The following is a 21610-nucleotide window of genomic DNA, read 5'->3' on the forward strand; positions in this document are numbered from 1 at the left end:
ACAACGAAGAAAGAAAAAAGGAAACACCATGGAAATCGGATTCATCGGCCTCGGGAAGATGGGCTTTCCGATGGCGCGCCGGCTGATCGAGGCCGGGCACACGCTCACCGTGTTCGACACCCGCAAGGACGCCGTCGACCAGCTGGTGGCGCGCGGCGCCGCGCCTGCAACGTCGCCGAAGGATATCGCCGACCGGGTCGAGACCGTGATGGCGAGCCTGCCCTCGCTGCAGGCCTCGCTCGAGGTCGCAACCGGCAAGGGCGGCGTGATCGAGGGCGCGCGGGTGAAGCGCTTCATCGACCTCTCGACGGTCGGCTCGCAGATGGCGGTGAAGATCCACGACCTCCTGGCGCAGAAGAACATCGTGCAGATCGACAGCCCGGTCTCCGGCGGCGTCTCCGGCGCCGAGAAGGGTACGCTGGCGGTGATGGTGTCGGGACCGAAGCCCGACTTCGAGCTGGTCAAGGGCGCGCTCGATGTGATCGGCAAGGTGTTCTTCATCGGCACCAAGCCGGGCTCCGGCCAGACCATGAAGCTCGCCAACAATTTCCTGTCCGCAACCGCCATGGTCGCAACCTCGGAAGCGGTGGTGATGGGCGTGAAGTCCGGGCTCGATCCGGCCGTGATGATCGACGTCATCAATGCCGGCTCCGGGCTGAACACCGCAAGCCGCGACAAGTTTCCGCGTTCGGTGCTGCCGCGCAGCTTCGACTTCGGCTTCGCCACCGGCCTGATGGTGAAGGACGTGCGGCTCGCGGTCGAGGAGATGCGCTCGCTCGGGTTGTCGATGGAAGTCGCCGAGGCGGTCGGCCGGCTGTGGGAGGTCATCATCCGCGACCAGGGACCGGAGTCGGACTTCACGGCGGCGATCAAGCCGATCGAGAAGGCGGCCGGCGTGATCGTCGGTGGCGGCAAAGGCGGCGCGCACGCCGCAAAATGAAGCGGGTAGCCCGGATGCAGCGCAGCGCAATCCGGGTTCGCTCTACTTGGCAAGACCGTCCCGGATTTCGCTACGCTCCATCCGGGCTACGAGATCACAGCGCGTAGCGTGGATATCGCTACGCTCCATCCTGCAAAGCTACAATCGAACACAACCATTCCGCGCGTTGCAGCGCGATGCGCTCGTTGTGTGCATTCACCCTTGAGTTGTCATCTCGGTCGGTTATCCTTCCTTCCCTACAACTACAAAAATCGGGGAGGACTGAATGAGGTGCCATCGACCTTTCGTCGGCGCGACCGTGGCCCTGTTTGCCGGTCTCGCAATCACCAGCACACAAGCCATGGCAACGCCGTGCACCAATCTGCAATCCTTGCAGCTGCAGCACACCGTCATCAATTCGGCGACCGACAATGATTCCGGCACCTTCGTCGCGCCGGGCAATCCGCCGATCACCGGCCTGCCGCCGTTCTGCCGGATCGTCGCGACCCTGATCCCGACCTCGGATTCCAGCATCAAGATCGAGGTCTGGCTGCCCAAGAGCGGGTGGAACGGCAGGTTCCTCGGCACCGGCGGCGGCGGGTTCCAGGGCGTGATCAGCTACGCCTCGCTCGCCAACGGCCTCAAGGGCGGATTTGCGGCGACCAACAGCGATCTCGGCACCGGCTCCTCGGGCTGCAATCCGCTGTTCTGCGGCTCGAACGGCAACATGGGCAATCCGCTGGCCATCCAGTTCGGCGATCCGGCGGCGCCGTCGACCGGCCTGTTCGGCCATCCCGAGCGGATCAAGGATTTCGGCTATCGCGCGATTCATCTGATGACCGAGCGCGGCAAGGAGATCGTCAACGCCTTCTACGGCCAGCGCGCGCAGGGGGCCTATTTCGCCGGCTGCTCCACCGGCGGCCAGAACGCCCTGATGGAGGCGCAGCGCTTCCCCAACGACTATGACGGCATCCTGGCCGGCGCGCCCGCGTTCAACCGCACCCATCTGCACATGGCAGGGCTTTTTAGCTGGCAGAACGCGCATGCGAGCCCCGGCCGCTTCATCCAGGCCGGCCAGATGACGCTGGTCAACCAGGCCGTGCTCAAGCAATGCGTCGGCCGCGACGGCGGCGCCCCGAGCGACCAGTTCCTGAACGACCCGCGCGACTGCCGCTTCGATCCAAAGGTCCTTTTGTGCACCGGCGGCAAGGTGCCGCCCGCATGCCTGACCTCCGACCAGGTCACGACGATGCAGAAATACTACGGCGGCACAGTCGACCCGGTGAACGGACAGCTGATCAATCCGGGCTCGCAGCGCGGCAACGAGACTGACGATCTGCTCGCGCTCGGCCTCGCGTTCCAGGAGCGGCTGCCTGAACCGGCGTTCGACGGCCTGTTCTACTGGGTGTTCGGCCCGAGCTTCGGCTACCCGTCGAGCCCGGTGAATTTTTCGAATTTCGACTTCCATCACGACATCAAGAAGGTCGACGATGTGCTGGCCGACGTGCTGAACGCGACCAGCACCGATCTCAGCGAATTCCGCGGGCATGGCGGCAAGCTGTTGATGTACCACGGCTGGGCCGACCCGCTGATCCCGTCGCAGAGCAGCATCAATTACTTCAATGCGCTGGTCGGCAACGAAGGCCGCGGGGTGCAGCAGGCCGGCTTCTTCCCGGGCGGTGGCGGCAATCCGGCGCTGCGGCAGACACAGAGCTACGCGCGGCTGTTCATGGTGCCCGGGATGTACCACTGCTCCGGCGGGCCCGGCCCCAACACGTTCGACGCGCTGACGCCGCTGATGACCTGGGTCGAGACCGGCACGCCGCCGGAGACGATCCTTGCGACCAAGTTCGTCGCCGATACGCCGCCCGCGGTGCAGATGACCCGGCCGCTCTGCGTCTTCCCGAAGGTGCCGAAATACAACGGCAGCGGCAACGCCAATAACGCGGCGAGCTTCACCTGCGTCGTGCACGACGACGAGTTCAACCAGACGCCGGCGCCGAAATACGGGCCGTGATGTGACGCGCGTTCGGCCGCCTCCCCCTTGCGGGAGAGCGGCCGGCACGCCTTCAATTGAGATGGCGATCGAGAAACCGGTGCAGCCGGTCTGTCGCATCGTCCGCGGCGGCGCCGCTGTATTCCAGCCAGTGGTCGAACAACCTCGCGCCGGGCTGCAGGTGCACGTAATAGAATCCATGATAGACGCCGGGATAGACGATCAGCTCGATCGGCGGCCCATCATTGCCCCAGTCGGCGACCTTGCCGGAACAATCCGCCGCCGGCGTCCAGTCGTCGGCAGCGCCGATGAAAATCAGCGTGGGTATCCCCGGGCGCGTCGATGCTCCTCTGCATGGCGGATAGAACGCGACCGCTGCGCGGAATCGCAGATCGCTGTCCGGCGGAACGAACTGCTCGAACGAATTCGGCTCCGCCACGGAGAGAGTCACCCAGGCGCCGGCCGAGAAACCGACCGCAGCCACGCGGTGCCGGTCGACGAAGGATTGGCGCGCCAGGAAATCGAGCGCCCCGTAGGCGTCCTGCCTGCGCTTGACGAAGGTCGCGAACGCGCCCGAGGTGCAGACGTGCTTGATGCCGCGCGTCGCATAGCTGTCGACGAGCAGGACGACATAGCCCCACGCGACAAGCGCATCGGCGAGCCTCTGCTTGGTCGTGTCGTGCATCCCGGCACAGCCGTGCAATGCGATGACGGCGGGAAACGGACCTGCGCCGTCGGGCCGGGCGAGATCACCCTGGATGGGGTCGCCCAGAATGGGCGAATCCAGCCGCGGCGCGGCGCTGTCGAATTCAACGCGCTCAAGAGTCGCGGCCCATGCAGGCGCGATGCAGCCAAGCATCAGCACGATCGCGATCGGAAGAGTCACCGGCCTTGGCAATGGCAACCTCCCCTGGTGCGCGCGGAGGGGGCGATGGGTATCGCTGCGCTTGACCAATCCTACGATACTCGTCGTCAAATATAGGCTGTCGTCCCGGGCAAGCGAAGCGCGACCCGGGACCCATAACCACAGGATTGAGTCGCTAAGGCGAGCTGTGGCCCCAGCGTTGCCCAGCAATGACCGGTGGTGGTTATGGGTCCATGCTTTCCGCAGGGACGACAGCGAGAATGCGGCGCAGTCAGCGCGCTCACAACCAGGGCGCGGGCTTGTCCATCGCGATCAGGGCATCGACGTCGATGCGCGGGCGGACCACCGCGTATTGATCGTCCTTGACGAGCACCTCCGGCACCAGCGGCCGGGTGTTGTAGGTGCCGGACTGCACCGCGCCGTAGGCGCCGGCGGTCATGATCGCCAAGAGGTCGCCGGCCTTCGGCTGCGGCAGCGAGCGGTCGAGCGCGAGGTAGTCGCCGGTCTCGCAGACCGGGCCGACCACGTCGGCGACCATCGTTGGCGTGCCGGGCCCCGGCGCGCGGACCGGCAGGATGTCGTGATGCGCCTCGTACAGCGTCGGCCGGATCAGATCGTTCATCGCGGCGTCGATGATGACGAAATTCTTGGCATCGCCCGGCTTCACATAAATCACGCGGGTAACCAGGATTCCCGCATTGCCGACGATCATGCGGCCCGGCTCGAACATCAGCGTGCAGCCGAGATTGTGGGTCACGCGCCTGACCATCGCGGCATAGGCGTCAGGCGCCGGCGGCGCGGCGCGGTCCATGTAATAGGGAATGCCGAGGCCGCCGCCGAAATCGATGTGCGAGATGTCGTGGCCGTCGGCGCGCAAGGTCTGCACGAAGTCGGCGAGCAGGCGGAAGGCGGCCTCCAGCGGGCCGAGATCGGTGATCTGGCTGCCGATATGCACGTCGGCGCCGGTCACCTTGATGCCGGGCAGCTTCGCCGCGCGGGCATAGACCTCGCGGGCGCGCGCCAGCGGAATACCGAACTTATTCTCCGACTTGCCCGTCGAGATCTTGGCATGGGTACCGGCATCGACGTCGGGATTGACCCGCAGCGAGATGCGCGCGGTGGTGTTCATCTCGGCCGCAAGGCGTGACAGCAGCTCGAGCTCGGGCTCGGATTCGACATTGATGCAGTGGATGTCGGCGGCGAGCGCCGCACGCAGCTCGGCCTCGGTCTTGCCGACGCCGGAGAACACGATCTTGTCGCGCGGGAAGCCCGCGGCCAGCGCCCGCTTCAGCTCGCCGCCGGAGACCACGTCGGCGCCGGCCCCGAGCCTGGCCAGCGTACGCAGCACCGACTGGTTGGAGTTCGCCTTCATGGCGTAGCAGACCAGCGCCTTCTCGCCGGCAAACGCCTCGGTGAAGACGCGGTAGTGCCGCTCCAGCGTCGCCGTCGAATAGCAGTAGAACGGCGTGCCGACGGCTTCCGCGAGCTCAATGAGATTGACCGCCTCGGCGTGCAGCACGCCGTTGCGATAGTCAAAGTGGTTCATAGGGGTTTAATTACCGAGCAGCGGATCGAGGATAAAGGGCTTCTTGGCGCCTTTCGACGCCGCCGGCCCGGATTCCGATCCGTAGGTCGGGTTGAACACGCTGGGCTGCGCCGACCCTTCGGTCTCGGTATCGCCCGGCGCCGGCGCGACGTTCGCGGTCGGCGGCAGGTCGAGCGGTCCCTTGCGGCCGCAGCCGCCGAGCGCGAGCGCGGAGGCGCTCAGCACAATGATGGCCCATCCCGACGGGGTCAGGCGATTCTTGCTGGTCACGACGAAATCCCCAAATTCCGGCGGCACCATACAAACATTGATCTGCTCTGGCGAGAGGCGGCGGGTCACGAAATCGCGGCCAAATTTTCCCGTTCAGCCTAATTTTCGCTCTTTTTCCAGCCGCTTGGCCCAGGCCTTGGCCTGCGCCAGCACGTTTTTGGGCGCCGTGCCGCCGAACGAGGTCCGGCTTTTCACCGAGGATTCGACGCTGAGCACCTTCAGCGCGTCAGCGGTAATCTTCGGCTCGACCTCCTGCATGGCCCGCAGCGGCAGTTCGTGCAGCGCCACGCCCTGCGCCGAGGCGAGGCCGACGATGCGCCCGGTGACGTGGTGGGCGTCGCGGAACGGCATTTTCAGGGTGCGCACCAGCCAGTCGGCGAGATCGGTCGCGGTGGCGTAGCCCTCGCCGGCAGCGGCCTTCATCTTTGCTTCGTCCGGCACCAGATCCTCGACCATGCCGGTCATGGCGCGGATCGCCAGCGACAGTGCCGCGAACGCCTCCATGGCGCCCTGTTTGTCCTCCTGCATGTCCTTTTGATAGGCGAGCGGCAACCCCTTCATCACGATCAGCAGCGCGCTGAGCGCGCCGATCACCCGGCCGGTCTTGGCGCGCACCAGCTCGGCGGCGTCGGGGTTGCGCTTCTGCGGCATGATCGACGAGCCGGTGGTGAACTTGTCGCTGAGCTTGACCAAGCCGACCAGCGGCGAGGTCCAGATCACGATCTCCTCGGCAAAGCGCGACATGTGCACGGCGCAGATCGCCGCCGCCGACAGCGTCTCCAGCACGAAATCGCGGTCCGACACCGCATCGAGCGAATTGGCCATCGCACGGTCGAAGCCGAGCGCCTTGGCGGTCGCCGCGCGGTCGATCGGGAACGAGGTGCCGGCCAGCGCCGCGGCGCCGAGCGGCGATTCATTCAGCCGCTTGCGCGCATCGGCAAAGCGGCCGCGGTCGCGCGAGGCCATCTCGACGTAGGCCAGCAGATGGTGGCCGAAAGTGACGGGCTGCGCGGTCTGCAGATGGGTGAAGCCCGGCATGACCGTGCCGGCATGCTCCAGCGCGCGGTCAACCAGCGCCTGCTGGAACGCCGCCAACGCGGCGTCGGTCTCGTCGATGGTGTCGCGGACATAGAGCCGGAAGTCGGTCGCGACCTGGTCGTTGCGCGAGCGCGCGGTGTGCAGCCGGCCCGCGGCCGGCCCGATCAACTCGGACAGGCGCGACTCGACATTCATGTGAATGTCCTCGAGCGCACGTTTGAAGTCGAAATCGCCCTTGGAGATTTCTGACAAAATCGTGTCTAGACCTTTGCCGATATTTTTCGCATCAGCTGCGGTGATGATGCCTTGCGCGGCAAGCATTGCGGCGTGGGCCTTGGACGCTGAGATGTCCTGGGCATAGAGGTGACGGTCGACGTCGATGGAGACGTTGATTTCCTCCATGATCGCGTCGGGACGCTCCGAGAACCGGCCGCCCCACATCTTGTTGCTCATGACTTCTCGCTCACGACTTTGTATTGCAGGCCTTGTTTGTAAAGGAAGCCATGTGGTTTTGCTGCCGGAGCGGCGAAACAGCAGGGCGGTTCCGATCGTAGTCCCAGCACTGCTTAGCCATATCTGACCCAGGATGACAAACGATATGCCCGAGACGACCCCGCCAGAGCCCACCGCCGAGCCGGCTGCCAGGCCGGCTGCAAAGTGGCGCATCCCGCTCGTGATCGGCGCGGTGCTGGTTGGGACCGTGATCGGCTATGCCGCCGTCTCGAGCTTCAAGCGTCCGGCCGGCGATTTGGCCTGCACCGGGGCCGTGGACCTGGCCAAAAAGATCGCGCCGCTGGCCCATGGCGAGGTCGCGGCGCTGACCATGGCGAGCACCCCGCTCCGGCTGCCCGACCTCAGCTTCGAGGACGCCAACGGCCAGCCGAAGAAGCTCTCGGACTTCCGCGGCAAGACCGTATTGGTGAACCTGTGGGCGACCTGGTGCGTGCCCTGCCGCAAGGAGATGCCGGCGCTCGACAGCCTGCAGACCAAGCTCGGAGGCAAGGATTTCGAGGTGGTCGCCATCAACATCGACACCCGCGACCCCGACAAGCCGAGGGCGTTCCTGAAAGAGGCCAATCTGAATAATCTGGGCTATTTCAGTGACGCAAAAGCCAAGGTGTTTCAGGATCTTAAGAACATAGGCAAGGCGCTCGGAATGCCGACCTCGGTGCTGGTCGACGCCAAGGGCTGCGAAATCGCCAACATCGCCGGCCCCGCCGAATGGGCGAGCGACGACGCCATCAAGCTGGTGAAGGCCGCGATGCAGCCCGCCGCGGCGGGGCTTTGACACTTCGGGCGTGACTGCGGCCGGATTGGCCCCGCGCTACCCGCGCCCGTCATTGCGAGCGAAGCGAAGCAATCCATCCCTCCGCACAAGCTGAAGCATGGATTGCTTCGCTTCGCTCGCAATGACGCGGATATACGGACGCCTTCCGGGACAGCGGGTACTGAACCCGCGAGCCGCGGGAATTCAGGCGACCGTGTTGAGGTTGCCGCCGACGCCGGCGGCCAGATTTGCCGTGGACGGCGTGCCGAGCAGAGTCTGAACCGCGAATCTCTCGGCGTCGATGTTCTGCTTGGTGACGCGGGTCGCGATCTCGTTCTGCAGACTGCCCTGCTGCATCGACAGGATGCTCGTGACCATGCTCATCATGTCCATGCGCGGTACTCCCAGAACAGCGCATGGCGTAGCTCGCGAAAGTTAACGGCGGGTAACCGGCCGAGGCAGGCCGGCGCATCGTTCCCGTAATCCGTCATCCCCGCGCAAAGGCTTCGCCTTTGTCGCTGAAGGAGCGGCTCTTGGCCGCGTCTCGAAGGATGCACGGCCCGGCTGGTGGCCGTCGACCCTTCGAGGCTCGCAAGGGCTCGCACCTCAGGGTGACGGTCGTAGAGACAGATGCTCAGCTACCGCGTCGGGATCGGGCGGTCGCCGCGGTAGTCGTAGAAGCCGCGCTGGGTCTTGCGGCCGAGCCAGCCGGCCTCGACGTATTTCACCAGCAGCGGGCACGGCCGGTACTTTGAATCGGCGAGGCCCTCATGCAGCACCTGCATGATCGACAGACAAGTGTCGAGGCCGATGAAATCGGCGAGCTCGAGCGGGCCCATCGGATGATGCGCGCCGAGCTTCATCGCGGCGTCGATCGCCTCGACGTTGCCGACGCCCTCATACAGCGTGTAGATCGCCTCGTTGATCATCGGCAGCAGGATGCGGTTGACGATGAAGGCCGGGAAATCCTCCGACACCGCGACCTGCTTGCCGAGCCTGGCGACGAACGCCTTGGCGGTGTCGAAGGTCATGTCGTCGGTGGCGATGCCACGGATCAGCTCGACCAGCTCCATCGCCGGTACCGGATTCATGAAATGAATGCCGATGAATTTCTCCGGGCGATCGGTCGAGGCGGCGAGCCTTGTGATCGAGATCGACGACGAGTTGGTCGCGACGATCGCCTCGGGTTTCAGCACCGCGCAGACCTCATGGAAGATCTTGCGCTTGGTCTCTTCCTTCTCGATCGCGGTCTCGATCACGAGATCGCAATCGGCCAGCGCGTCGAGTGCCTCGGCGGAGGCGATGCGGTCGAGCGCCTTCTTGCGCTCGTCCTCTGAAATGGTCTTCTTCGCGACCTGGCGGGTCAGATTGCCGTTGATGGTCGCGAGCGCCGACTTCAGCCGGTCGGCGGACACGTCGTTGAGCACCACGTCGAAGCCGGCCAGCGCCGCCACATGGGCGATGCCATTGCCCATCTGGCCCGAACCGATCACGCCGACCTTCTTGATTGCCACCGTCATCTTGTCATCCACCGGAACGGCGCGCACATCGCGCCTGCCCATGCCCAACGATACCCGAAAAGAAGCCTTCCGGGTTGCCCAATTCCGGAATCGGCTGTTCAAAATAAGAACACCGGCCGGAGCTTAGCCATCCGGCCGGTGTCTTGTCGCTTACTTTCCGAGCTTGCCGAGCGCTTCGGTGAGCTCCGGAACCGCCTGGTAGAGGTCGGCGACCAGGCCGTAATCGGCGACCTGGAAGATCGGCGCGTCCTCGTCCTTGTTGATCGCGACGATCACCTTGGAGTCCTTCATGCCGGCCAGATGCTGGATCGCGCCGGAGATGCCGACCGCGACATAAAGTTCCGGGGCCACCACCTTGCCGGTCTGGCCGACCTGCCAGTCGTTCGGCGCATAGCCGGCATCGACCGCCGCGCGCGAGGCGCCGACACCGGCGCCAAGCTTGTCGGCGAGCGGCTCGATGTATTTTGCAAAATTCTCGCGGCTCTGCATGGCGCGACCGCCAGAGACGATGATCTTGGCCGAGGTCAGCTCCGGACGGTCGCTCTTGGCGACCTCCTCGCCGACGAACGTGGACAGGCCGGGATCGGCCGCCGCCGCCGCGCTCTCGATCGCCGCGCTGCCGCCCTCGCCGGCGGCGGCGAAGGTCGAGGTGCGCACCGTGATCACCTTCTTGGCGTCCTTCGACTTCACGGTCTGGATCGCGTTGCCGGCGTAGATCGGCCGCTCGAAGGTGTCGGGCGCGACCACCTTGCTGATCTCGGAGACCTGCATGACGTCGAGCAGGGCTGCGACGCGCGGCATCACGTTCTTGAAGCGCGAAGTCGCGGGCGCGACGAAGGCGTCGTAGTTCGGCGCCAGCGCCACGATCAGCGCCGCCAGCGGCTCAGCGAGGTCGTGCTCATAGGCCGGACCTTCGGCGACCAGCACCTTGGCGACGCCGGCGAGCTTGGCCGCGGCTTCAGCCGCCGCCTTGGTGCCCTGGCCGCCGCCGGCGACCAGCACATGAACGTCGCCGCCGAGCTGGCCGGCTGCGGTCAGCGCCTTGTTGGTGGCGTCCTTGAGGGTCTCGTGGTCGTGTTCAGCAATCAGCAGCGTCGTCATCAGAGAACCCCGGCTTCGGTCTTGAGCTTGTTCACGAGTTCGGCAACGTCCTTCACCTTGACGCCCGCCTTGCGGCCTGCCGGTTCCGAGGTCTTGATGATTTCCAGACGCGGCGCGAGATCGACGCCATAGTCCGACGCGCTCTTGTCGTCGATCGGCTTCTTCTTCGCCTTCATGATGTTGGGCAGCGAGGCGTAGCGCGGCTCGTTGAGACGCAGGTCAGTGGTGACGATCGCCGGGCCCTTCAGCTTGATGGTCTGCAGGCCGCCGTCGACTTCGCGCGTGACCTTGAAGTCGGAGCCATCGACCTCGAGCTTGGAGGCGAAGGTCGCCTGCGACCAGCCGAGCAGCGCGGCCAGCATCTGGCCCGTCTGGTTGCTGTCGTCGTCGATCGCCTGCTTGCCGAGAATGACGAGGCCGGGCTGCTCCGCCTCGACCACCGCCTTGAGGATCTTGGCGACCGCGAGCGGTTCGACATTGCCCTCGGCCTTCACGAGGATGCCGCGGTCGGCGCCCATGGCGAGGCCGGTGCGGATGGTCTCCGAGGCCTGCGCCGGTCCGATCGACACCACCACCACCTCGGTCGCCTTGCTGGCTTCCTTCAGCCGCAGCGCTTCCTCGACGGCGATTTCGTCGAACGGGTTCATCGACATCTTGACGTTGGCGAGCTCAACGCCCGTCCCGTCGCTCTTGACGCGGACCTTGACGTTGTAGTCGACGACCCGCTTTACCGGCACAAGAACCTTCATCGATCCCTCTGATCCTCTTTCGCTTTGATTTTATGGGTTTTGGTTGGCTGGCGCGGAACCTAAAGGTCCCGCTACCCCCGGTCAACGCGCCAAAACCAAAAATCCGTCCTTCCGGATTTGAACCAGTTTAGCGGTTCTGGCCGGGCACCCACAACACGTCCCCGGCGCCCTTGTTGTTCTGGAAGCGGCTGGCAACGAACAGGAAATCCGACAGGCGGTTCATATACTGGATGCCAGCGGCATTGACCGGCTCGTCCGGCCGGGCCGCGAGTTCCACCATCATGCGTTCCGCGCGGCGACATATGGTGCGGGCGAGATGCAGATATGCAGATGCCGCCGTGCCGCCCGGCAGCACGAACGAGGTCAGCGGCGCCAGCTGGTCGTTGAGCTGATCGATGTCGCGCTCGAGCCGCTCGACCTGGCTCGCCAGCATCCGCAGCCGCTCGGCCTTGCCCTCGCGCTCGGGCACCGCGAGGTCGGCGCCGAGATCGAACAGATCGTTCTGGATCCGCCCGAGCATCGCATCAACGTCGGGGCTATCAGCCAGATGCAGCCGCACCACGCCGATCGCAGCATTGGTCTCGTCGACCGTACCATAGGCGGCAACGCGCAGATCGTATTTCGGCCGCCGCTCGCCGGAGCCGAGCGCGGTGGTGCCGTCATCGCCGGTGCGCGTGTAGATCCGATTGAGAACGACCATGGTCGTGATCTCCTTAGAGCGTCTACCGACCCATCGCCCAGACCGCGATCATGGCGATGACGATGGCGACGAATTGCAGCAGGACGCGCAGCCGCATCAGCTTCTGCGACGTGTTCGGCGAGCCGCCTTTCATCATGTTGATGAGGCCGAGCAGCAGCACCAGCGCCACGGCGCCGACGGCGATTGGAAGAATGAACATGCTGAGAGCAGATGCCATCTTCGCTACATAACACCGCATGAGGCGGACTTCCACCGACGGCGGCCATGCGACCGGTCGATGCAACCGACTGGCTTTTCCGCGCGTAATATCCCAAGCTGGACCCAGTCTCGGGCCGAGCCGTTGTCGATGATGCCGGGTGGAATGTGAAACAGCTTCGTTACGTCACCCATGTCGTGATCGATGCCCTTTACACGTTCCTCGCCGATGACGGCTGGGCGATCGCGAGCCACATCGCGCTGTCGACCCTGATGGCGCTATTCCCGTTCCTGATCGTGCTGACGTCGCTGGCCGGCTTCTTCGGCTCCAAGCAGCTGGCCGACCAGGCGGTCGGGCTATTGCTGCAGGTCTGGCCGCAGCAGGTCGCCGATTCCCTGTCCGGCGAGATCCACGACGTGCTGACCACGACACGCGGCGATATCCTGACCATCGGCGCGGTGCTCGCGGTGTACTTCGCCTCCAACGGCGTCGAGGCGCTGCGGGTGGCGCTGAACCGCGCCTATGCCGTGCCCGAGCCGCGAAGCTGGTACTGGCTGCGGCTGGAATCGATCGGCTACACGCTGGTCGCCGCAGTCACGTCGCTGGCGATGGCGTTCCTGATCGTGCTTGGGCCGCTGATCATCGAGGCGGGGCGGCGCTATATCCCGTTCTTCGTCGAATCCAACGAGAGCCTGCTCAACACCGCCCGCTACGGCATCACGATCCTGGCGCTGGTGGTCGCGCTGTTCATCCTGCACGCCTGGCTGCCGGCGGGCCGCCGCAGCTTCCTGCAGATCGTGCCCGGCATCGTCTTCACCGTGGTCGCCTCGCTGCTGTCGGGCATCGGCTTCGGCATGTACCTGGCGCGCTTCGCCAACAACTACGTCACGATGTATGCGGGGCTCGCCTCGGTGGTGATCGCGCTGGTGTTCCTGTATTTCATCGCCGCGATCTTCGTGTTCGGCGGCGAGCTCAACGCGGCGATCATCAAGTCGCGGCTGCCGCGCGACGGCACGCTTCAAGCAGCGCAGTTGCCAGCGCGCGCGGAGACACCGGTTTGACGAGGAAGCCGTCGGCGCCGGCGGCGCGCGCGGCGGCCTCGTCCTCGACGCGGCCGGAGATGCCGACAATCGCGATGCGGCCATGCGGCGGCGGCAGCGCGCGGATGCGCTTGATCGCCTCGACCCCGCCGATGCCCGGCAGCACCATATCCATCAGCACCGCGTCGAACGCGCCCTGACCGAGCCGCTCCGGTGCGGCCTCGCCCCGGCCGACGAATTCGGCATGGTGACCGAGCTCGGTCAGGATGGTGTTGAGCACGACGCGGCCGAACGGGTTGTCCTCGACGCTGAGCAGCCGCAGCCCCTGCGCCGCCTTCGCCGCCCGATCGTCGGACAGCACGCCGACGGGGCCGTCGGCCGGCGCCAGCAGCACGTTCAGTGTGAACACGGTGCCGCCGCCGGCGCGAGGGGTCGCGACGATGTCACCGCCCATGGCGCGTGCCAGTTGCTTGACCGAGGACAGGCCGAGCCCGGCGCCGCCGAACCGCGAGGCGATCGAGACATTGGCCTGCGAGAACGGCCGGAACAGGCGCTTGACCTCGGCAAGCGACAGCCCGATGCCGCTGTCGGAGATCGCAAAGGCGACGCCGACTTTGCCCTTCGGGGCGCGCGCCGGCACCACATCGAGCTCGATGCTGCCCTGCTCGGTGAACTTGACGGCGTTGTCGATCAGGTTTTCCAGCGCGGCCCGCAGCCGGACCGGATCACCGACCGCGAACGCCGGCAATTTGTCGGACATCTCGACGGAGGCCTGCAGCCCCTTGGCCGCCGCGCGGCCGGCCAGCGAATCGCCGGCACCGCGCGCCAGCGCCCGCAGGTCGAAGAAGTCCTGCCGGATCTCGAGCCCGGGCCCCTCGCTGCGCGCGGCATCGACGAACAGCGTCGCAAGGCTCGCTAAGTGCTCGGCGCCGGCCTTGATGGTGTCGACCCAGCGCCGCTCGCGCTCGCCGAGATCGGAAGTCGCGAGCAGGTTGCTGATCGCAAGAATCCCGGTCAGCGGCGTCCGCACCTCATGGGCGAAGGCAGCGAGCGCGGTTTCGACCATGCCGGGGCCGGACTTCGCCGACGGCTTCGCGGCCTTGCGGCGCGGCTTTGCGGCCGCCTTGACGGCGCGAGTTTTGGCCGTGCGGGCTTTTGTCTTGAGGGCGCGCGTCTTCGGCGGCGGCCGCTTGGCTTGCCGCTTGCTGCGCCCTCCGCGCGATCGTTTCGCCATGATCTCCGTGACCCCGCCCCGCCGCCAGCATGACATGCCAGCAGTGGCGGAGTCACGGCGCCCTTTGGGAGGAGCCGAGGCAAATCAGGGTGATGGTAAGCGCTCCATCCATTTGCGGAACCTCTGCCACGGGCGCGGCCAAAATGCCGAAAAACAACCCCATGCAAAGTAGCCGGCAGCGGCCGGTTCGACCGGGCAACCCGACACGCCGGTCAAATCAGCGGTATTATTCTACTATTCAGAAAATCGTGCAGGCTCCCCCGGCTGAGGGAGCACAGCTCCTCCGCGGCGGACTACAAGCCGACCAGACCGCGGATGCCGGCCGGGCTCGCCCCCGCCGCCCGCAATTCGCGCAGCCCGGTCGCCCGGGTCGATTTGGACAGTTTTTGCCCTGCCGCGTCGTGGATCAGCCGGTGGTGGCGGTAGGCCGGTTGCGGCAGGCCGAGCAGCGTCTGCAGCAGGCGATGGACGCTGGTCGACCAGAACAGGTCCATGCCCCGGACGACGTCGGTGACGCCCTGCAGGGCATCGTCGATCACGACCGAGAGATGGTAGCTGGTCGGGGTCTCCTTGCGCGCCAGGATGACGTCGCCCCAGGCCTCCGGGCGGGCTGTCACCTCCCCGGTCTCGCCGCCCGGCCCCGCGCCGGCTTCACGCCAGGCGAGGCCGCCGGCACGAGCGCACGCCGCCGCCATGTCGAGCCGCAGCGCAAAGGGCTGGCCCTGCGCCATCAGCCGGTCGCGCTCGTCAGCCGCGAGCGATTTCGCGGTTCCCGGATAAAGCGGCGCGCCATCGGGATCGCGCGGCCAGGCGCCGCGGGCGTCCTGCTCGGCCACCAGCCGCGCAATCTCGGCGCGGCTCTCGAAGCTCGGATAGACCAGCCCCTGCGCCGCGAGTTGCTCGACCGCCGCGCGATAGGCGGGAAAATGCTCCGACTGCCGGCGCACCGGCGTCTCCCAGACAATCCCGAGCCAGGCGAGATCCTCATAAATCGCCGTCTCGAACTCCGGCCGGCACCGCGTCACGTCGATGTCCTCGATCCGCAGCAGCAAGCGCCCGCCGGTCTGCCGCGCGAGGTCGAAGTTGAGCAGCGCCGAATAGGCGTGACCAACATGCAGATAGCCGTTCGGGCTCGGCGCAAAACGGAAAACGGGTGGCATGGCGATCAATCGCAAGTCATGGCCGGGCATAGCCGCCTGCTTCCGCTCGCCTATGCCCGGCGATTCTTCTAAACGAGACTCTGTTACGATAGGAGATGGATGCACCCGTCAAGCCCGCGCATGACACGTTGAAGCCAGTCCCACAATGCTGATCCACCTCGAAACCCAGGCCGACCTCGATGACGCGATCCAAAAGCTCGTCGCGCAGGACCGGCGTCTGCGTCCGATCCTCGAACTGACCGGGATGCCGGCGATCCGGCAGCGCGAGCCGGGATTTGCCGGGCTCGCCGCCATCATCTGCGGCCAGCAGCTGTCGACCGCGAGCGCGGCGGCGATCTGGGGCCGGGTCAGCCAGGCGTTCGATCCGTTCCATCATGACGCGATCCGCAAGGCCCGCGCCGATCGCCTCGGCCGGCTTGGGCTGTCGGCGGCCAAGATCAAGACGCTCAAGCATATCGCGCGCGAACTCGCCGAGGAGCGGTTGAACCTCGACGTGCTCGCCAACGAAGAAGCCGACGCCGCGCACAACACGCTGACCGCGCTGCCCGGCATCGGCCCGTGGACCGCCGACGTCTATCTGCTGTTCTGCCTCGGCCATGGCGACGCCTGGCCGGCGGGCGACCTCGCGGTGCAGGAGGCGGTCAAGACCGGGCTCGGGCTAAAGGAGCGGCCGACGCCGAAGCAGATGGCGCCGCTCGCCGAGCCGTGGCGTCCGCTGCGCGGCGCCGCCGCGCATCTGTGGTGGGCGTATTACCGCGTGCTCCGGAAGCGCGAGGGCGTCATCGCGAGCACAGCCTAGTGCGGGATACCGCCCGACCTCATTTCTTCGGGCTATCGTCAACCGGACTGCGGGGCTCTCCAGGGGATCACCCGCGGAATCCAGCGGCGGACGTTCGCGCAATATGCCTCGTACTCTGAACCAAACGTGCTCTGCAAGGTCGGCTCTTCATAGGCAACGACGAACAGGTGGAAGGCGAGCCAGAGCAGTGCGCCCAACAGAACGAGGCGCCAATCGCCAAACAACATCGCCTGACCAAGGATGATTGCGACGACGGCGAGGTAGATCGGATTGCGCACGTGCCGGTAGAGACCTGTGACCACCAAGTTCTTGGTTGGCGCAATGGGCGCAGGTGTGCCGAGTCCTTGAAGCGCAAATCGTGCAAAGGAGTCCACGAGTCCAGGCAAACCGACCAGGATGAGGAGAACGCCGACTGAGCGCGCGGCCTCAAGACCGAAAAAGGCAGGCTTGAACTCCCAGCGCGTCATCGACCACGGGATCAGACCTGCGAGCACACACGGCGCAACCAGGAAGAATAGTGCAGAGCCTAAGACGGCACTCACCCTTTGCATGGTCGCTCCCTGATGCTTTCGCCGGCGGCGCTAGAGCAATTTCCGTTCCGATGGAATCGGAACGGAGCTCTAGATTCTTTTCTTGACGCGTTTTCTTCACGCGAACCGGTATCCACTTCGCTGGAAAACGCTCTATTTATTGAAAGAGCATCTGTTGAACCGCGACGGCCTTGCGAAAGCGTCTCGACCAAGCCCACAGTCCAGCACATCGGGCATCCGCGTAACGCGACGAGGGCGGCAACGCCCGCGCCCAGGGATAGCCAAGGGTGCGCGGTCTGGTCAACGATGGCCCAAGCGAATAGCGCCGCCGCAGCTGCGCCGCGCATCAGGTGTGCGCCCAGGAAAACGCTCCCGAACATGCCGGTTCCACGAAAGTAATTCATGTGCTCTCTCGTCCGCTGTCCTTTGCGCCGAGCAGATATTCGCGCACCAATGTGCGGGCGCGGCGCAGGCGGCTCTTGGCCGCCTCGCGCGTCACGCCGAGCCGCCGGGCGATTTCCCCAATCGTCAGATCTTCGAGATCTCGCAGCAGCAGCACTTCGCGATGCGACGGCGAAAGCGACTCGATCGCATTGACCAAGTCTATGCGTAACTCGTCCGGCGGGACCTTTGCGAGTTCGCGTGCCTCTTCCAGGCTGGCGAGTTCCTCGACTCCGCGCATCAGCATCAGCGCCGGCAGCATGCAAAGGCGCGCGATGACGGTTAGCAGCCAGCCGGCGAGTGCGGCTGGACTGCGGATCGTGCCCACGCGCCGGTACACGACGATGAGTGCCTCTTGCACCACATCTTCGATGACCGAGGCGCGGTAGCAAAGGCGCCGGGCGTAGCGTCGAATGTCCGGCTGCAGCGCCACCAGCAGCTGTGTGAGCGCGTGCCGGTCGCCCGACTGTGCCGCGAGCAAGAGATCGTCTGATACGCGCGCCAAGGGTCGTCACCCCTTCAGTGGCTCGCGCCCGGCGACGGCGCAAGCAGGACAATAGCCGAACACGCCAGTGACCAGCGTCACCACACCTGCACCGCCGAGCAGTAGCCCGAGCGGCGACGCGTGCAGCGCAACCACGCCGCAAATGAGCATCAAGCTCCCGCCGATCAGCCTGGCCGCGCGCTCCCATCCGCCGACGTTCTTCCTATACCACATGGTTCTGTGCTCCGGTTCGTGACACGCCGCGATGGCGCATTCATCCAGACAAGAGGGCGCAAACCCGGCGCCGGGGTCGCGGCCCAAAAAATAATTTGAGGGGGCTGGCAGCTTCGGCGGGCTGGCGTGGACGTCGGGCGCGCCCTGGACCACCCTTCAGCCGCGCAGCCGGACGCGGTCCTGGCGTGCGCAGTCGGTGACGAAGCCGAGCACGGCGCGCACCGCGGGCAGCTCGACCAGATCGGGATGCGCGAGCAGCCAGAGATCGGACAGGCTGAAGAGCTTTTGCGGCGCGATCCGGATCAGATCGGGATACGGCGCCGCCACCAGGCAGGACAGCACGGACACCCCGAGCCCGGCGCGCGCCGCCGCCAGCATGTCGCCCTGCGAGGAGCAGCGCATCACCATCGTGCCCTGCCGCGTGACGAAGTCGCTCCAGCGCGCCAGATCCGCATTCGAGGCCTGGTCGGCGAAGCCGATCACGCTGTGACCCTTCCACTCGTCCGACCGCTCGGGAAGCTTGCGCCCGGCCGCATAGTCGCGCGAGGCGTAGAAGCCGGCGCCGAGCCGTCCGATCCGGCGCCCGATCAGATTTTCGTCGCCGGCATCGACCGGCCGCAGCACCACGTCGGCCTCGCGGCGGCGCACGCTTGCCGGAAACGGGTGGGTGATGATCTCGAGCTGGATGTTGGGGTGATCGCGCAGGAACGGCTTGAGACGCGGCATCAGCCAGTGCGACGCCAGCGTCGCGCCGATCGACAGCTTCACGACGCCGCGGGCCTGTGCGCCGGTCGCGGACGCCACGGCCTCCGCGCGCAAGGCGGCCGCGGCCATCGCCTCGGCGTACTCGCGGAACTTGCGGCCGTGCGAGGTGAGCGACAGCCCGTCACTGGAGCGGGCGAACAGGCGGGTGCCGAGCTGCCGTTCCAGCGCGGCGACGTTGCGGCCGGCGGTCGGATGGCTGATGCGCAGCCGGCGTGCAGCGCCGGCCAGGCTCCGCGTCTCCGCCACCGCGACGAAGGTCTTGCAGAGATCCCAGTCCATGCCGTCCGCTCCGTTCAATCCTGGCAGGTCGTCTGTTCAATATTGAACGCCACGCCGGTGCCGTCCAGCCCTATATTGGCGGGCAAGAGAACTGCCGTTCAGCACAACACAACCCGCTTCCCATCCGGCCGCCGGCCGATGGCGCGCGCATGGAGGACCCGACAGATGCCGCTACCCGCTTCGCTCGCCAACAAGCTCGAACTGCCGGTGGTCGGCTCGCCGCTGTTCATCGTGTCGGGGCCCGAGCTCGTGATCGCGCAGTGCAAGGCCGGCATCGTCGGTTCGTTCCCGGCGCTGAATGCCCGTCCGGTCGAAAAGCTCGACGAGTGGCTGACGCGCATTGCCGACGAGCTCGGCGAGTACCAGGCGCTGCATCCGGAGAAGAAGGTGGCGCCCTACGCGGTCAACCAGATCTGCCACGCCTCCAACGACCGGCTGATGAAAGACATGGAAACCTGCGTGAAGCACAAGGTGCCCGTGATCATCACCTCGCTGCGTCCGCCGTCCGAGATCGTCGAGGCCGCGCACTCCTATGGCGGCGTGGTGTTCCACGACGTCATCAACGTGAAGCACGCCCGCAAGGCCGCCGAGCAGGGCGTCGACGGCCTGATCCTAGTCTGTGCCGGCGCCGGCGGGCATGCCGGCACCCTCTCGCCGTTCGCGCTGGTGCGCGAGGTCAAGCAGTGGTTCAAGGGCACGATCCTGCTGTCGGGGGCGATTTCCGACGGCTGGAGCATCGCGTCCGCGCTCGCGCTCGGCGCCGACCTCGCCTATATCGGCACCCGCTTCATCGCCACCGAGGAGGCCAATGCCGATCTCAGGTACAAGCAGGCGCTGACCGAACACGCCGCGCACGACATCGTCTATTCGAACCTGTTCACCGGCGTGCATGGCAATTATCTCGGGCCGTCGATCGCGGCGGCGGGGCTCGACCCCGCCAACCTGCCGGTCGCCGACAAGACCAAGATGAATTTCGGCTCCGGCGGCAACATGAAGGCCAAGGCCTGGCGCGACATCTGGGGCTCCGGCCAGGGCATCGGCCAGATCACCGACGCCCCGCCGGTCGCCGAACTGGTGGCGCGGCTGAAGGCGGAGTTCACCGCGGCGCGCAGCGATTTCCTGCGGGCCAGCGCCTGACCCTATTGCAGCAGTCCGGGAGCGAATGATGAGACGAGCGCAGCATGCGCTGGCGGCGATGCTTGCCGCCTGCGCGATCACGAGCACAGCGGCCGCCGACAACAATGAGACGATCCGGATCGGCCAGACACTGCCCTATAGCGGGCCGGTCTCCGGCTTCGGCACGATCGGCCGCGCCCAGGAGGCGTTTTTCGCCAAGGTCAACGCGGACGGCGGCATCAACGGCCGGCAGGTGAAATTCATCACGCTGGACGACGCCTATTCGCCGCCGAAGACCGTCGAGCAGACCCGCAAGCTGGTCGAGCAGGAGGAGGTGCTGATGATGTTCGGCTCGCTCGGCACCGCCACCAACAATGCCGTGCACCGCTATCTCAACACCAAGAAGATCCCGCAATTGTTCGTGCTGAGCGGCGCGACCAAATGGGCCGATCCGAAGACCTATCCGTGGACCATGCCGGGGATGGCCTCGTACGAATCCGAGGGCGTGGTCTATGCCAAATATGTGCTGCAGACCAAGCCGGATGCGAAGATCGCGATCCTGGCGCAGAACGACGATTTCGGCCGCGACTATGTCGCCGGCTTCAAGCGCGCGCTCGGCAGCAAGGCCGCGAGCATGATCGTCGCGGAAGCGAGCTACGAGACCACGGCGCCCACCATCAGTTCGCAGCTCGCGACCCTGAAGGCGTCCGGCGCCGACGTGCTGTTCGGCGTCGTGCTCGGCAAGTTCACCCCGCAGATGATCAAGGGCGTCGCCGAGATCGGCTGGAAGCCGGAGCTGTTCTTCGTGCCGACGTCGGCCTCGTCGATCTCGTTCCTGGAGCCCGCCGGGCTGGAGAATGCGGTCGGCCTGATCTCGTCCAGCAACCAGAAGGACACGATGGACGCACAATGGGCCGACGACCCCGCCGTGAAGGAGTATCATGCCTTCATGAAGCAGTACCTGCCCAATGCGGACCTCAGCAACTCGAACTACTCGGCAGGCTATCACTATGCGACGCTGCTGATGGCCGTGCTCAAGGCGTGCAAGAACGATTTCAGCCGCGAGAACATCATGCGCCAGGCAGCATCGTTGCACGAGGTTCCGTTGCCGCTATTGTTGCCGGGCATGACGGTGTCCACCGGACCGGACGATTACCTGCCGTTCCAGCAGTTGCGGCTGCGCCGGTTCAACGGCAAGAGCTGGATCAGCTTCGGCGAGATCCTGGACGATCGCTAGGACATGATGAGGCCGGGCAAGCAGGAGCAGCAGCGGAATTCCACCTCTCCCTTGGGAGAGGTCGGCGCGTAGCGCCGGGTGAGGGGTTACGGTCCCTCATTGGAGCTGCGGCCCCTCACCCGAT

At 65.9% G+C, this 21610-nt stretch carries 23 protein-coding genes; 7 read left to right on the forward strand and 16 right to left on the reverse strand.

The window, feature by feature from the left end; genetic code table 11:
* The first annotated feature begins 28 nt into the window (after nt 1–28).
* Nucleotides 29–940 (forward strand): NAD(P)-dependent oxidoreductase, encoded by a 912-nt coding sequence (locus CI41S_RS06860; RefSeq protein WP_139857959.1) that lies wholly within the window; start codon nt 29–31, stop codon nt 938–940.
* Nucleotides 941–1205: 265 nt separating this feature from the next.
* A complete protein-coding gene (locus CI41S_RS06865) occupies nt 1206–2936 on the forward strand; it encodes a tannase/feruloyl esterase family alpha/beta hydrolase (protein WP_139857961.1) in 1731 nt (576 codons plus the stop codon).
* A 52-nt stretch (nt 2937–2988) separates the two neighbouring features.
* Here CI41S_RS06865 and CI41S_RS06870 read toward each other — a convergent pair whose 3' ends face one another.
* The 4 genes from CI41S_RS06870 to argH all read right to left on the reverse strand — a co-directional run bounded on the left by CI41S_RS06870 (nt 2989) and on the right by argH (nt 7087).
* Nucleotides 2989–3870, reverse strand: coding sequence for a dienelactone hydrolase family protein (locus tag CI41S_RS06870; protein WP_139857963.1), 882 nt, complete (start codon nt 3868–3870; stop codon nt 2989–2991).
* 190 nt (nt 3871–4060) lie between these two features.
* Entirely contained in the window at nt 4061–5326 is a 1266-nt protein-coding gene (gene lysA, locus CI41S_RS06875; protein ID WP_139857965.1) for a diaminopimelate decarboxylase, read from the reverse strand.
* A 6-nt stretch (nt 5327–5332) separates the two neighbouring features.
* Nucleotides 5333–5596, reverse strand: coding sequence for an LPS translocon maturation chaperone LptM (lptM, locus tag CI41S_RS06880; protein ID WP_139857967.1), 264 nt, complete (start codon nt 5594–5596; stop codon nt 5333–5335).
* A 93-nt stretch (nt 5597–5689) separates the two neighbouring features.
* The gene (argH, locus tag CI41S_RS06885; RefSeq protein ID WP_139857969.1) at nt 5690–7087 is read right to left on the reverse strand and encodes an argininosuccinate lyase; all 1398 of its coding nucleotides are present in this window, start codon (nt 7085–7087) and stop codon (nt 5690–5692) included.
* Between the two features lie 133 nt (nt 7088–7220).
* Here argH and tlpA point away from each other — a divergent pair, with 133 nt between their 5' ends.
* Nucleotides 7221–7922 (forward strand): thiol:disulfide interchange protein TlpA, encoded by a 702-nt coding sequence (tlpA, locus tag CI41S_RS06890; RefSeq protein ID WP_139486770.1) that lies wholly within the window; start codon nt 7221–7223, stop codon nt 7920–7922.
* Nucleotides 7923–8105: 183 nt separating this feature from the next.
* Here tlpA and CI41S_RS06895 read toward each other — a convergent pair whose 3' ends face one another.
* The 6 genes from CI41S_RS06895 to CI41S_RS06920 form a co-directional block, all read right to left on the reverse strand.
* Nucleotides 8106–8294 (reverse strand): putative motility protein, encoded by a 189-nt coding sequence (locus tag CI41S_RS06895; RefSeq protein WP_139857971.1) that lies wholly within the window; start codon nt 8292–8294, stop codon nt 8106–8108.
* Between the two features lie 245 nt (nt 8295–8539).
* Entirely contained in the window at nt 8540–9421 is an 882-nt protein-coding gene (locus CI41S_RS06900) for a 3-hydroxybutyryl-CoA dehydrogenase (protein ID WP_139857973.1), read from the reverse strand.
* A gap of 150 nt (nt 9422–9571) precedes the next feature.
* Nucleotides 9572–10522 (reverse strand): electron transfer flavoprotein subunit alpha/FixB family protein, encoded by a 951-nt coding sequence (locus tag CI41S_RS06905; RefSeq protein WP_139857976.1) that lies wholly within the window; start codon nt 10520–10522, stop codon nt 9572–9574.
* On the reverse strand, nt 10522–11271 hold the full coding sequence (locus tag CI41S_RS06910; RefSeq protein WP_139486774.1) for an electron transfer flavoprotein subunit beta/FixA family protein: 750 nt from the start codon (nt 11269–11271) through the stop codon (nt 10522–10524). The genes CI41S_RS06905 and CI41S_RS06910 overlap by 1 nt, the downstream gene beginning before the upstream one ends.
* Before the next feature lie 127 nt (nt 11272–11398).
* A complete protein-coding gene (locus CI41S_RS06915) occupies nt 11399–11971 on the reverse strand; it encodes a cob(I)yrinic acid a,c-diamide adenosyltransferase (RefSeq protein WP_139486775.1) in 573 nt (190 codons plus the stop codon).
* Between the two features lie 22 nt (nt 11972–11993).
* Complete coding sequence (locus tag CI41S_RS06920; RefSeq protein ID WP_139486776.1) at nt 11994–12188, reverse strand: twin transmembrane helix small protein; 195 nt, start codon at nt 12186–12188, stop codon at nt 11994–11996.
* Between the two features lie 146 nt (nt 12189–12334).
* Here CI41S_RS06920 and CI41S_RS06925 point away from each other — a divergent pair, with 146 nt between their 5' ends.
* On the forward strand, nt 12335–13228 hold the full coding sequence (locus CI41S_RS06925; RefSeq protein WP_139857978.1) for a YihY/virulence factor BrkB family protein: 894 nt from the start codon (nt 12335–12337) through the stop codon (nt 13226–13228).
* Here the strand turns inward: CI41S_RS06925 and CI41S_RS06930 are convergent.
* A complete protein-coding gene (locus CI41S_RS06930) occupies nt 13155–14441 on the reverse strand; it encodes an ATP-binding protein (protein ID WP_139486778.1) in 1287 nt (428 codons plus the stop codon). The genes CI41S_RS06925 and CI41S_RS06930 overlap by 74 nt on opposite strands.
* Before the next feature lie 293 nt (nt 14442–14734).
* Nucleotides 14735–15601, reverse strand: coding sequence for a tRNA glutamyl-Q(34) synthetase GluQRS (gene gluQRS, locus CI41S_RS06935; protein ID WP_139857980.1), 867 nt, complete (start codon nt 15599–15601; stop codon nt 14735–14737).
* A gap of 145 nt (nt 15602–15746) precedes the next feature.
* On the opposite strand from gluQRS, the gene CI41S_RS06940 reads away from it, so the two are divergent.
* Nucleotides 15747–16400, forward strand: coding sequence for a DNA-3-methyladenine glycosylase family protein (locus CI41S_RS06940; protein WP_139857982.1), 654 nt, complete (start codon nt 15747–15749; stop codon nt 16398–16400).
* Between the two features lie 38 nt (nt 16401–16438).
* Here CI41S_RS06940 and CI41S_RS06945 read toward each other — a convergent pair whose 3' ends face one another.
* The 4 genes from CI41S_RS06945 to CI41S_RS06965 form a co-directional block, all read right to left on the reverse strand.
* Nucleotides 16439–16951 (reverse strand): methyltransferase family protein, encoded by a 513-nt coding sequence (locus CI41S_RS06945; protein ID WP_139857984.1) that lies wholly within the window; start codon nt 16949–16951, stop codon nt 16439–16441.
* Nucleotides 16952–17330: 379 nt separating this feature from the next.
* The gene (locus CI41S_RS06955) at nt 17331–17876 is read right to left on the reverse strand and encodes an RNA polymerase sigma factor (protein ID WP_139486783.1); all 546 of its coding nucleotides are present in this window, start codon (nt 17874–17876) and stop codon (nt 17331–17333) included.
* A 6-nt stretch (nt 17877–17882) separates the two neighbouring features.
* A complete protein-coding gene (locus CI41S_RS06960; RefSeq protein WP_139486784.1) occupies nt 17883–18089 on the reverse strand; it encodes a YgaP family membrane protein in 207 nt (68 codons plus the stop codon).
* A 156-nt stretch (nt 18090–18245) separates the two neighbouring features.
* Entirely contained in the window at nt 18246–19133 is an 888-nt protein-coding gene (locus CI41S_RS06965) for a LysR family transcriptional regulator (RefSeq protein WP_139857988.1), read from the reverse strand.
* A gap of 165 nt (nt 19134–19298) precedes the next feature.
* Between CI41S_RS06965 and CI41S_RS06970 the strand changes: the two genes are divergently transcribed.
* Nucleotides 19299–20270, forward strand: a complete 972-nt coding sequence (locus CI41S_RS06970; RefSeq protein WP_139857990.1) for an NAD(P)H-dependent flavin oxidoreductase — start codon at nt 19299–19301, stop codon at nt 20268–20270.
* Between the two features lie 58 nt (nt 20271–20328).
* A complete protein-coding gene (locus tag CI41S_RS06975; RefSeq protein ID WP_430650007.1) occupies nt 20329–21486 on the forward strand; it encodes an ABC transporter substrate-binding protein in 1158 nt (385 codons plus the stop codon).
* The last annotated feature ends 124 nt before the right edge of the window (nt 21487–21610 follow it).

The organism is Bradyrhizobium ivorense (assembly GCF_900696085.1).
GTDB classification, from domain to species: Bacteria; Pseudomonadota; Alphaproteobacteria; order Rhizobiales; family Xanthobacteraceae; genus Bradyrhizobium; species Bradyrhizobium ivorense.